The sequence below is a fragment of the Paenibacillus agaridevorans genome, from assembly GCF_018604145.1.
Taxonomy (GTDB): domain Bacteria; phylum Bacillota; class Bacilli; order Paenibacillales; family Paenibacillaceae; genus Pristimantibacillus; species Pristimantibacillus agaridevorans.
The window spans coordinates 7,719,560-7,732,736 of the sequence record NZ_CP075889.1; the positions used below are offsets into that span (position 1 = coordinate 7,719,560).

6 protein-coding genes are annotated in these 13,177 nt (G+C 46.3%); 5 read left to right on the forward strand and 1 reads right to left on the reverse strand.

Features of this window, described 5'->3' with window-relative positions; genetic code table 11:
- Nucleotides 1–83: 83 nt before the first annotated feature.
- Nucleotides 84–6,659 (forward strand): sugar-binding protein, encoded by a 6,576-nt coding sequence (locus KJW29_RS31005; RefSeq protein ID WP_246608918.1) that lies wholly within the window; start codon nt 84–86, stop codon nt 6,657–6,659.
- Nucleotides 6,660–6,878: 219 nt separating this feature from the next.
- Here KJW29_RS31005 and KJW29_RS31010 read toward each other — a convergent pair whose 3' ends face one another.
- Nucleotides 6,879–7,673 carry a helix-turn-helix domain-containing protein gene (locus tag KJW29_RS31010; RefSeq protein ID WP_214627490.1) on the reverse strand — a complete coding sequence of 265 codons (795 nt, stop codon included), beginning with the start codon at nt 7,671–7,673 and terminating at the stop codon, nt 6,879–6,881.
- A gap of 128 nt (nt 7,674–7,801) precedes the next feature.
- Between KJW29_RS31010 and KJW29_RS31015 the strand changes: the two genes are divergently transcribed.
- From KJW29_RS31015 to KJW29_RS31030, 4 genes are read left to right on the forward strand one after another with little or no spacing between them, the layout of a single operon-like run.
- The gene (locus KJW29_RS31015) at nt 7,802–9,616 is read left to right on the forward strand and encodes an FAD-dependent oxidoreductase (RefSeq protein ID WP_214627491.1); all 1,815 of its coding nucleotides are present in this window, start codon (nt 7,802–7,804) and stop codon (nt 9,614–9,616) included.
- Nucleotides 9,617–9,652: 36 nt separating this feature from the next.
- Nucleotides 9,653–10,570 carry an ABC transporter permease gene (locus tag KJW29_RS31020; RefSeq protein ID WP_246608452.1) on the forward strand — a complete coding sequence of 306 codons (918 nt, stop codon included), beginning with the start codon at nt 9,653–9,655 and terminating at the stop codon, nt 10,568–10,570.
- Nucleotides 10,571–10,583: 13 nt separating this feature from the next.
- Nucleotides 10,584–11,459 (forward strand): carbohydrate ABC transporter permease, encoded by an 876-nt coding sequence (locus KJW29_RS31025; protein WP_214627492.1) that lies wholly within the window; start codon nt 10,584–10,586, stop codon nt 11,457–11,459.
- Nucleotides 11,460–11,511: 52 nt separating this feature from the next.
- Nucleotides 11,512–13,074 (forward strand): extracellular solute-binding protein, encoded by a 1,563-nt coding sequence (locus KJW29_RS31030; protein ID WP_214627493.1) that lies wholly within the window; start codon nt 11,512–11,514, stop codon nt 13,072–13,074.
- Nucleotides 13,075–13,177: the final 103 nt, after the last annotated feature.

Here is a 13,177-nt window from a genome sequence, read left to right on the forward strand (position 1 = left end):
AGGGGGAAGTAATAGACAGATAAAGGCTGCAGACTTATAGGGGTTCTGGAAAGATAAATCGTAGAGGAGTGAGCTTTTTGAAAATGTGGAAGACGAGAAGTAAAAGATGGGCTGTTCAACTATTAATATTAAGTCTTATTATACCGTTTTTTTCAGTCACTGGCTATGTTCCGAAGGCAGAGGCAGCGTCCTCTGGAAATATGCTGAATAACGATGGCTTTGAGCTAATGTCAGGAGGCAAGCCGGTTGGCTGGAATCCTTCAACCGGTCAATTAGGAACAGACTTTAATATCAGCAACCAAGAAAAGCATTCAGGTACGTATAGTATTTTTATTGATAATTCAGCAGAAGCGGCTTATCCGAACTGGGATTATATCGATTATGTACCCGTAAAAGATACGAAAGAATATGAGTTCTCTGTTTGGATTAAGGTATCTGAACTGGAGATTACTGGAAAACCTACAATAGATTTGGGGTTCCATGGTGGAAATAAAGAATGGGTCGGCGCGTCTAACAAAAAAATGGAGCCCGAAGAAATGACAGGCGACTGGCAACGCTTTGTTTATCGCTTTCAACCTGTTCAGGGTACAAAATTCGTCAAGCTTTATCTGATGATAGCAGGTGGAAATGGTAAGGTCTATTTCGATGATGCTTCATTCGTAGAAATAAACCCTGATCTAGACCCGGAGCCGCAAGAAGTGACTTCTAGTAATAAGTTAAATAATGCGGACTTTGAGTTAATCTCAGATGGCAAGCCAATTGGATGGAGTCCTTCAACCGGTCAATTAGGAACCGACTTTAATATTAGCGACCAAGAAAAGCATTCAGGTACGTATAGCATTTTTATTGATAGTACAACAGGGGGTTATCCAAACTGGGATTATATGGATTATTTACCCGTGAAGGATACAAAAGAATATGAGTTCTCTGTTTGGCTCAAGGTATCTGATGTAGCGATGACTGGAAAACCTACAATAGATTTGGGGTTCCATGGCGTAAATGATGAGTGGGTTGGTGCATCGAACAAAAAAATGGAGCCGGAAGAAATGACAGGCGACTGGCAACGCTTTGTTTACCGCTTTCAACCTGCTGAGAGTGCAAAAAAAGTGAAGCTTTATCTGATGATAGCAGGTGGCAACGGCAAGGTCTATTTTGATGATGCTTCATTCGTAGAAATAAACCCAGATCCAGGCCCAGATTCAGAAGATATGACTTCCAGAAATAAGTTAGATAATGCTAGCTTCGAGTTAATATCAAGAGGCAAGCCAGCTGGATGGAGAACTTCAACCAGCCAAGTGGGAACAGACTTTGGGATTAGCGACCAAGAAAAGCATTCGGGTACGTATAGTATTTTTATTGATCATTCAACCGGTGAGGGTTATCCAAACTGGGATTACACGGAATCTATACCAGTCAGTGATACAGAAAGATATGAGTTCTCCGTTTGGCTCAAGGTATCCGACCTGGGGATGACTGGAACACCGATAATGGATTTAGGATTCCATGGCCAAAATAATGAATGGGTCGGTTCATCGAACAAAAGAATGGAGAAAGAAGAGTTTACAGGCGACTGGCAACGCTTTGTTTACCGCTTTCAACCTGTTCAGGGTACAAAAAGTGTGAAACTTTATTTGATGGTAGCAGGCGGTACTGGCAAGGTTTATTTTGATGATGCTTCATTGGTACAATTAAATGCAGGTCCTCAGTCGTCAGAAGGTACTTATCGCATTTGGACAGCACCTAGCACACTGAATTTGAAGCGTGATGCTGCTCCGCTTTCTTCAAATGAAGTGAAGCTCGAAATGGCGGGTCGTGAATATCAAAGCGGGCAGGTTCTGCTTACAGCTGACGGCGGGCATGTCAACATAACGGAGGCGACTATCTCGGATTTGAGCTCCGGCAGTTCGATCATTCCTGCAAGTGATGTCGAGGTGCTTGTGCAGCACTACGTTAAAACAACAGTAAAATCAAACAATGCTTATGAGCCAGGCTGGTATCCAGATGCATTAATTCCGCTTGAATCATATATGCAATTGCATGGTTCTATCTATGTGGAAAGCGGGAATAATCAAGCGGTTTGGTATACGGTAAAAACAGAGGCAAACACACCTGCAGGTCTGTATACAGGCACAATCTATATCACTGCTAACGGCAATGTTGAACAGGTGCCTATTACAGTAAGGGTTAGAGACTTCTCTCTGCCTGAAGAGAATCATGCACAAACTGCATTTGCTGTGTGGGGCTGGATGCTTTCATACGCCTATACAGGACTTGTAGATGGCTCACCTGAATACTGGGAGATTATGAAGAATTACTATGAGTTTTTGTTGGACTATCATGTTACGCCAACGGCTTTGCCTATCCCCACAGATGATTACGAGCGGTATGCAATTGATGCTGAGCCTTATATTAATGATCCGCGTGTATCTGCCTACAATCTACCTTATACGGTAGGTGATTTTGAAAGCGGCAGAGCACAAGCGCTCGTTGATGATTTGAAGTCGAAAGGGCTGTTTGATAAAGCCTATTACTATTTGGGCGCGGAAATCGACGAGCCTTCGGCTGCAATGTTCCCTAAAGTGAGGCTGCGCAGTCAGCAAATTGCTGCTATTGATCCAAATTTAAGAAATATTGTAACAACTACGCTTCATCCGGATCTAATTGACGATGTCAATACATTTACACCTTTGTTCCGTGACTTTGAAAGCAAGGAATATTTGAACAGGGTAAAGGAATTCACAGATAATGGCGGGAATATTTGGTGGTATGGTTGTGTTGTACCTGCTAATCCATATCCGACCTATCATCTTGACGATGATCTAATCAGCGCAAGAATGATCCCGTGGATGCAAAAATCCTACGATATTGAGGGGAATTTATATTGGGGCGTTAATATCTATGCGAAATGGAATGGCTCATATTATACGCACCGAGATATATGGAATGACCCACTAGCTTTTCCAGGTGCTAATGGAGATGGTATTTTACTATACCCGGGCGAAAAGTATGGTATGAATAGTCCAATTGCAACATTAAGGCTTCAAGCTATTCGTGATGGCAACCAGGATTATGAATATTTGTGGCTGTTAGAAGATCGTATTAATCAAGCAGCAGAGCGGTTAGGCGTGGAAGTATCGGCTAAGGATTTGATCCAGCCTTATTATGATCGCTTATTTACCAATGTAAAATCTTTTACTAAAAATGTCGATGAGCTGCAACAAGTAAGAAGTGAAATTGCAGACTTTATTGAGGAGCTAGCGAAAGATCCACAGGCACTTATCTTAATGAATGATGTACCTAATGAATTTTTGAAAAAAGAAGTTGTCGTATATGCAGCAAAAGGAACTGAGGTCACTATTGATGGTATGAACATTACCGGTGAAGTAATTCTAGGTAACTCCACTAGTGATCGCTACAGCTATATCATGAATTTCAGCATAGGTATGAATGAGGTTCAAATAAAGCTTAAGCAAGGCACAAACGAATTGACAGTAACTAAAGGATTCATGATTAAATCTCGCGTTTTAGAGCAAATCATGATGAAAAAAGTAATTAATAACTTCTCAGACCAGCAAGCGATAAGTGGCATAACATCTGTATATGGATCAACTATACTTGGCATTACAGAAGACCATGCGACAGGCGATGGAAAAGCAATAAAAGTACAGATTCCTTCTAGCATTCAGGAAAGCTATCCTGGTATACGTATTCCTGTAAGTGCTGAACTGAAAGATTTCAGATGGGCACAAACGATTGAATTTGACACTTATAATGCGACCAATGAGCCTAGAGATATTTTGATAAAGTTTTTCGATAATAATGGGGTCGCTTCTGATCACCTTATAGGTACTATTTTAGCGGGGGCCGATCATGTATCGTTTGCTATGTCAGAATTAAAGAATGATCTTTCCAATATAGTCTCTGTTACACTCTATACAAAGACTACAAGTCAGGAAGCTGAATTATATTTCAGCGATCTGCATTTGTTGGGCGTGGATAAGGATGCCATGAAGAAGTATGAGCTTCCATTCAGCCAGGTGATTCCTTATATAGATGGTAAGTTGAATGATCCAATATGGAATTCAAAAACTCAGCTGTCCTTTAAATCGGGCGTAACTGATAATGATGCTTCGGTATCATTCCATTACAACGATGAATATTTATTCGTAGCGGCAGCAGTTAAAGATCAGCAAGTCATCAATTCTGGATCTGCCAATCCGTGGGATGATGATTCGCTGGAAATTTATGTAGACGGCACAGGCAAGCAAGGAACATATGATGATCATACAGCTAGATACGTATTTAGAGTTGATGATCCGCAAGTATACATCTATCGGGAAAGACCAAAAGCGAATGAAAAGGTGAAGTATAGCTACGCTGCTACAGCAGAAGGTTATAACATGGAAATTGCTATTCCTTGGAGATCGCTTGATATCAATCCGGTGGAGGACAATATAATCGGAATCACAGCTCATGTAAATGATAAGGATATCAATAATTCTAGCTTAGCGGCAGCGGGCAAGCTGTCCTTGACAGAAGATATTTCTCAGGATGCTGTATCTTCTTCAGCTTGGATGCCGAAAAAATTTGTGAAAGAAAAATCGCTCTACGAGCTTAATGCTGTTGCAAGCAGCACGATGAATATTGACGGCATTATAGACGAATCAGCTTGGGACAACAACTGGAATATTGCTCATATGGCCTTTGGTAATTTGCTTGATGAAACAAGCGGAGGAAGACTAGGCTTATTGTGGAGTCCTACACATTTGTATGCTGCTTTCGATGTCAAGGATGGTAATATTCATGCACCGCAAACGCGTCCCGTATGGGAAGAAACAAGTGTAGAATTGTTTGTGGACAGTGAATTTATTCAAGGCGTGCGCGACAGCAGAACGCATCAATACACCATTAGAGTAGATGATCCTGTAATCTATTATAATGGAGCTCCAAGCGCTAATCTAACTCAGGGCATTATTGAACAAGGTACCCGGACTTCGGATGGTTATCAAATAGAGATGGCTATCCCTTGGACAACGATCGGCATAACGGCTGAAGAAGGCCGCAAGATAGGGGTTACAGCACATCTTAATTTGGTAGAGCCTACGAGCGCAGCAGCGCTTAGCTTAACGGATAACGGTATGATGGATGGCGCTTCGACAGTCAATTATGTTGCATTTGAATTGAAGGAGCAGACTGTAGATCCAGTAGATCCGGATAAAGTACTTGTGAGCATAACAACACCAGGGGCAATTAACGCAGTGGCTAACGGAACAGCGAAGACAGCAGATGCACTGGGCTTACCGAAGACAGTAGTGCTGGAAACTACAGCTGGAGGAGGTATAGCTGCAAGTGTTGCATGGGATGTGGCAGCGGCAAACTATGATCCGGTATCAAAAGCAGCACAGACCTTCACTGTGAACGGAACAGTAATCTTGCCGGAAGGGGTAGTAAATACAAACCATATTCCTTTGACCACAAGCATTGGAGTAACAGTAGATGCCGAAGTTCATGTAGATCCAGTAGATCCGCCTTATACCGGCGGAAACCCTGACTCGAGTTCGAAACCTAGCGAGTATGTTGTAAAGCCTCAGGACATCGCTTCGGATCAGCCTGTAATTGTACTGCAAGCCGGGCAGGAAGAAGCAGTACTTCCGCTTGATATTCTGAAACAGCTGCATGGGAAGGATAAGTCTCTTACGATCCAGCAAGGTGATGCTCAGCTCGTACTTAGCCCCGAGTGGATAAAGGAATTGCTGCAAGCCAGTGAGGCGGTAGGTGCTGAGAAGCTTAAGCTGGAGCTGAGAGCATTGGTTGAAGAACATGGACAAAGCCTTGCTTCAGTTACCGCACAAAAACAATATGCCAATGTTACTTTACCGGGTGAAGTATGGGAAGTGCTGGTGAAATGGACAAAAGGCGATAAAGAGCAGGCGGCGAAGCCATTTACAGCTCCGCTAGTGCTTTCATTGCCAGCCGTAAAAGACAAACTAGCAAACTATCATGTTTACCGGATTGGCACAGATGGGGAACTAGTCTACTTGAATGAAGAGCTTTCTGGTGATCGTCTAACCGTCCAGTTGCTTCAGGGCGGGCAATTTGCAGGCTTGGTATTTGTGAAGAAATTCGATGATTTATCGAAGGTGCAGTGGGCGCTTGAAGCAATTCGCGAGCTTGCTGCCAGACAGATTATTAATGGAATGTCAGCCTCTACGTTTGCGCCTGGCCGAGAAATTACACGTGCTGAATTTGCTGCGTTGCTGGTAAGAGCGATTGGGCTGGCTGAGGTGAGCGGAAGCACTTTTGCAGATGTAAAGCCTGATGCCTGGTATGCAGGAGTGGTTGGTGCAGCTGCGAAGGCTGGTCTCATCAATGGGCAAGGGAATAATCGTTTTGCTCCAACAGCTGCGATTACCCGAGAGGAAATGGCAGTTATTCTGAAGAGAGCTTTGGAATGGCAAAGAAAACAAGCGATCCAGGCTTCTGAAGCACATAGCTTTGCTGATGACGCTCAAATTTCTTCATGGGCAAGGGAAGCGACTAAGGCTTTGGCAGAGCTTGGCATTATGATTGGACGGAGCAATAACAATTTTGTCCCTCAAGCTCCTGTTAATCGTGCTGAAGCAGCACAAGCCATCTATAACTATTTGAAAAAGCAGTAAAGAAGGAGCCGCCTGATAGCAATCAGGCGGCTTTCTTTGTTATTAATCGGATGAATATCCATTTTTATTTTGTGTGTAGGCAATGTTGTTTGTGAGGAGAAATGGGGAGTGATTTTTTATGGCATGCTTTTCGTTATCCCCTGCTTAATAGCTCGCCCGCACACGAAGCAACACCCGGTGGTTGAGCGATTTTTCTGTGCACTCACTCCACGTTCGTCCTTAATACCGATTCTGCTTGCGGAACTCGGATGGGCTTATGTCCATCGCTTTGCGGAACACGCGGCTGAGGTAGAAGCCGTTTTCGTAGCCGCAATTTCCGGCAATGACGTCAAGCGTCCAATCCGTGGTCAAGAGCAGTCTGCACGCATGCTTGACCCGGTACGACGTTAAGTATTGCAGCGGGTTGACGCCATAGCTCTTTTTGAACTTGCGAATCAGCTTCACGGGCGTCATCCCGAACTGCTGCGCGACATCGCGGATTTCGATCATTTCATGGGCATGTTTGTGCAAATAGTCCGCGACATCGCGAATGGAGTCGTCATGCCCCGCTATGAGATCGGTGTCAGGGGATTCCATCGCCTGCCGCGTAATCATGAGCCAAATATCGATCAAATAATGCTGCCGCAGCTTTTGAGTTTTTGAATTGTAGGACAATTGCTGATCCGTTTGTCGTAAACTGCTGTAGTTTTCGGACAGTCGCCGGATTTGCGGCAGCCTGATTTTTCGCTGTGCAAGAAGGGATTGAATCTGCTGCGCTTCTCCTTCGGGGAGCAGGAACGTAAGGGAATGAAAGGATAAAGGCGTTAACACATTCCGATGAAAAGTAATTTGGGGCGGGCATACGACCACGTCTCCGAACTCCGCAACTCCGTAATCTTCTCCGATCTGGTATTCAAAACTCCCTTCTTCCACCGCGAAAAGCACCCACGTCGCATAGTTATCCGCTTCCATCAGAAATTTATCTTTTTTAATCCAATAGTTATGCCATATGAGCTCGGGCAAGGTTGCGGGCATCTTGGTTCACCTCGTCGATTCGATGAAATTTTGGATATGGAAAGTAAATTTTATGAATTCAAATGCGATAATAAAAGATAGTATCATTGAATTAAAGATATAGTATAGCAAGCAAAGGAGTCAATAAGATGGGACCGACTGATACGAAAATATGGGATACGGATGTTTTGATCGCCGGCGGAGGGATGACGGGAGTAGCAGCCGCATTAGCGGCAGCGCGCAATGGCGCGCGCGTTATATTGTGCCAGGATCGCTCCGTACTGGGCGGGAACGCCTCGTCGGAGATTCGCATGAATATATCCGGCGCTTCAACCATCGGAACGATACTGGAAGCGGAACGAAGAGAAAGCGGTATCATTGAGGAAATTATGCTGGAATGCGCTGTACGAAATCCGCAACGAAGCGCGAGCATGTTGGATTTGATCTTGTATGAGAAGTGCCGCGCCGAACCGAATTTGACGCTGCTGTTGAACACGGCGGTTGTCGGCGCCGATGTCGAGGATTCTCGAATTCGTGCCGTTCATGCGGTTAGAGAGAGCACGGAAGACCGTTTTACGATTCATGCTGCCATTTACGCGGATTGTACGGGCGACGGCAGGCTGGGGTTTGAAGCGGGCGCCGCGTTTACAACCGGTCGCGAAGCGGCTCATGAATTTAATGAGTCCGGTGCGAACCTGAATAGAGACGCATACCGGCTGGGATCCTCCCTATTGTTCACCTCGAGGGATATGGGCCGCCCGATGCCGTTTGTTCCGCCGCCATGGGCTCGCAAGTTTACGGAGGAGGATCTGCAGTTTAGAGACCACAACGCTTGGGAGTTCGGTTATTGGTGGGTGGAATTCGGAGGGACGCTGGATACGATCAAGCATAATGAACATATTCGCGACGAATTGCTGGCGATTATGCTCGGGGTATGGGATCACATCAAAAACAGCGGCAATCACCCGGATTCCGCCAATTGGGCGCTGGATTGGTTCGGTTTTCTGCCAGGCAAAAGAGAGTCCAGACGTTTCATCGGTCAGCATGTCCTGACCCAAAACGATATTCAACAGGCTGTCGATTTTGAAGATGTAGTCGCTTATGGCGGTTGGTCGATGGATACGCATCCTCCCCAGGGGATTGATGCGAAAAACGAAGAGCCTTGCAATCAGCCGTTTACGCCGTATTTGTATAGTATTCCGCTGCGCTCGATGATAAGCAACAATATTGCGAATCTGATGTTCGCGGGCCGCAATTTGTCGGCTACTCATATCGCCTTCTCCAGTACGAGGGTAATGGCGACTTGTGCGGTCATGGGAGAAGGGCTTGGAACATTCGCGGCAACGGCGGTGAAACGCAAGCTGCCGCTAGAGCAAGCATTTTGTGAAAGCGGTGTCGTGAAGGAGGCGCAGCAGCAATTGTTGCGGCAGGGCGCGTTTTTACCGGGCCGTATGCTGGAAGGCAATATCGCGAAGCTTGCTCGAATTTCTGCATCGTCCGAGCAAAAGCAAGGCAAATGCAGTAATGTTGTGAATGGGCATACTCGCGCGGTACACGGAGAGAAGGGAGTACGTCCCGACTTGACGACGGCGGGTACGCATCGCTGGATGTCGGAGCCGGGAGACGACAGTCCGTGGCTGGAGCTTGAGTGGGCGGAGCCGGTAACGGTTTCCCGGATTACAATCGTACTCGATACCGGGCTGCACCGATTGCTTATGTTATGCCATCTGGACGTGCTCCAGAAGCATATGCAGTGGGGACGGCCGCAAGCCGAGACGCTGAAGGAATTCAAGTTGATTGCGCAGGACGAAGATGGAAGAAAGGAAGTGGCTCATTTTAAGGATAATTACGAGCGAATGGTTCATTTGCCGACAATGCTGAAAAATCTGAAGACGCTGCGTCTGGAGGTCATCGCGACGAATGGATTGGACCATGCGCGAGTGGTTGAAATCGTTTGCGAGTAATTGCTTTGCGGCAGCGTCCTCGGGAGGAGAATGTGGATGAATAACGGCAAAGCCAGTTCCGTCTGGCTCTACATGAGAAAAAACAAATGGCTGTATCTGTTGCTTATACCGGGATTTCTTTATCTGTTTATTTTCAAGTACGTTCCCATGTTCGGAATTATTATTGCATTCCAGGATTTCAATTTGATTAAAGGCATAACGGGAAGCGACTGGATCGGCTTCGAAAATTTTCGTTATCTGTTCCAGTCGGACGATTTTTTCATGATTTTGCGAAATTCGCTCGTCATCAGCTTTTATCAGGTGTTGTTCGGATTTCCGGCGCCGATTCTGCTGGCCATTTTGCTCAACGAAATGCGCAGTCTGCTGTTTAAAAAATTTGCGCAAACGGTGCTGTATTTGCCGCACTTCATATCATGGGTTGTCATTGCCGGCATCGTTATTAATATGTTGTCCCCGTCGTCAGGCTGGGTCAACCGGTTGATTGTCGATTTTGGCGGGGAGCCGATTCATTTCCTGCTCAAGCCGGAATATTTCCGGACGATTCTCATTTCCGCAGAAATATGGAAGGAGCTTGGTTGGGGGACGATCATTTATTTGGCCGCGCTGACGACCATCGACCCGTCGTTTTACGAAGCGGCCACAATTGACGGAGCCAACCGGCTGCAAAAAATATGGTATATTTCGCTTCCTAGCATCGCGTCGACGATCATCATCATTTTGATATTGCGGGTCGGAAGCATTCTGGATATCGGTTTCGAGCAAATTTTCCTGTTGTACAATCCTGCCACGTACAAAGTGGCCGATGTGTTTGAAACGTACACGTACAGGGTGGGGCTGCTGGAAGGAAGGCTCGCTTTTACGGCTGCGGTCGGTTTGTTTAAATCGGTAGTCGGACTCATTATGATCGTGCTGGCTAATCGGATTGCGCGTCTGTTCGGCAAGTCATTATGGTAGGAGGTGAAGGAACTTGCGCAAGAGAATCGAGCTTTTTGACATCGCCGTCTATCTGATTGTATCCGTGATCTGCATGGTCATGCTGTATCCTCTGCTAAACGTTGCCGCAGTCTCGATCAGCTCGCACACCGCGTATATGCAAAACCCGATGCGCATATGGCCGAGCGACATCACATTTGATGCCTATAAGGATATCCTTTCGCATCCCGTGCTGGCAAGAAGCTATCTCAATACGATCATGATTACGATCAGCGGCGTGGCAATTGGGATATTTCTGTATATTATTACTGCTTATCCGCTCTCCAAGGTACATCTGAAAGGCAGAGCGATTATGATCAATTTGGTTATTTTCACGATGCTGTTCAACGGCGGCCTCATTCCGAATTTTTATTTGATCCGCTCGCTCGGCATGGTGGATACGCTGGCTGCACTCGTGTTTCCTACGCTGTTCTCCGCGTTCAGCTTGATTCTGATGATCAATTTTATGCAGAACATACCGGAGGAGCTGGAGGAAGCCGCGAAAATCGACGGAGCCTCAGAGCCCTACATTTTATTTAAAATTGTCGTCCCGCTTTCGATGCCGATTATCGCGACATTGACGTTGTTCGCAGCAGTCGGTTATTGGAACAGCTTTTTCTCGGCGATCATCTATATTCGCAGCGTGGAGAACTGGCCGCTCATGCTGTTTCTGCGGGAGGTCATCGAGGGAGCCAAAATGCTGCAAATTTCCGCAGGAGGCAACAATGCCGAGATTGGCAATATGAACGTCATGCCGGAGACGCTGAAATACGCGACGATCATGATCGTCATTCTACCGATTTTGTCGGTGTATCCATTCCTGCAACGTTATTTCGTCAAAGGGATTATGCTCGGGTCCGTCAAGGGATAACTCCTTCCGGCCCCTGTCATAGATAAACATAATTAAGGGAGGCTGAATCAAGGTGAAATTAAAAAAAGCAATAGCTTGCGTGGGCGCTGCAGTGCTGCTTGTCGCAGTTACCGCGTGTGGAGACAAAGGCGGTCCGGCGGAAATCGACGACCCGAAGCCGACGTCGGGGGCAGCGGGGGAAACCGCCAAACCGAAAGTAAACATGACGATTATGGGAGAGTTCGCGTCATCCAACTTGTCGGAAACGGACAAGCTGCTTGTTCAATCAATCGAGGAAGCGACGAATACGGCGATCAAATTCGATATCCCGCCGTCGACTGGCTATACCGAGCGGTTGCAATTATCGCTGACAACCGGCGATCTTGCCGATGTCGTCTGGTTTCCAAGTCCGGATGATGCCTCATTTTTGAAAGCGGTTAAGGATGGCGTTATCATTCCGATCGACGAATATTTGAATGAAGCCGACAATATCCAGAACTATTCCTACGACATTTCCTGGGACGCTCTGCGCGTAAACGGCGACGACAAAGTTTACGGCATTCCGCGTACAACCGTAATCCGTTCCGACGGGTACTGGTTCCGCAAAGACTGGCTCGATAAATTGAATATCCAGATCCCGGATAATAACGAGATTACATTTGATCAAATGCTCGATATCATGACCAAATTTTCGAAGGAAGATCCGGACGGCAACGGGAAACACGATACGTACGGATATGGATGGGCCGCGCAGCCTGACAAATCGATCAGACCGGTTTTCCAGAATGAGCTGGGACTTTACGGCTGGCAGGAGTCCGACGGGGGAGAGTACAAGTATATGAATCCCCAATACGATCTGAACTCGGATAAATACACGAAGGCTTTGGAGCTGACGGCCAAGCTGTTCAAAGAAGGAGTGATCGATCCGGATGGCCCTACGCTTGACGGAAGCAAAGTTCTGGAACAGTTTCAAAGCGGTAAAACGGGTGTAATCGACGGGTTTGCAGGTCATTACGAAACTTTTCTGAATGCCGGCAAACAGATCAATCCGGATTTTGAGCTTGCCTATGTTTTCGTCAAGAACGAGCAAGGCGAGATGAAGGGATTGGGGCAAGGTACGGGCTTATGGGGATTCTGGGCGGTAACAAGCAGCGCGAGTGACCCGCAAAGAGTGGTTGACGTATTTGACTATATGCTTTCGGATGAAGGTTGGGATTCCATCTACACCGGCATTGAAGGGCATGACTACAAGGTGGAAAACAACCAGCGCGTCTACTCGGCGACACCGCTGGAGACATTCGTCCGCAAAAATATGGTTCGCCGCGCCAATGACTTCATGTTCTTTATTAATCCTGCTATGTCGGAGGAACTGAAGCAGAAGCTCCTGCCGAATATCGAGAAGGCCGTAAAAAGAATCGTGATGTCCAAAGATCGCAATTACACGCCAGCCATTGCGAAGACGCCGCCTTACCTCGACTTTAACAAAAAGTTCAGCGAGGTTACGACAAAAATCATTATCGGCGATGCGCAGTCATCCGAGTACAAAGAGGTGCTGCAGGACTGGAATACGAAGTTCGGTCAAACGTATCTGAAGGAAATGAACGATTATATTGACCAAATGGAAAACAAAAAATAAGTAGCAGGATGTTTGCTCAGATATCCTTTTGCCCCACGTTCTACATGAAAAAAACGGATACGCTTTCATGCGGAACGTGGGTTTCTTTTGTTGCGTCCAATCA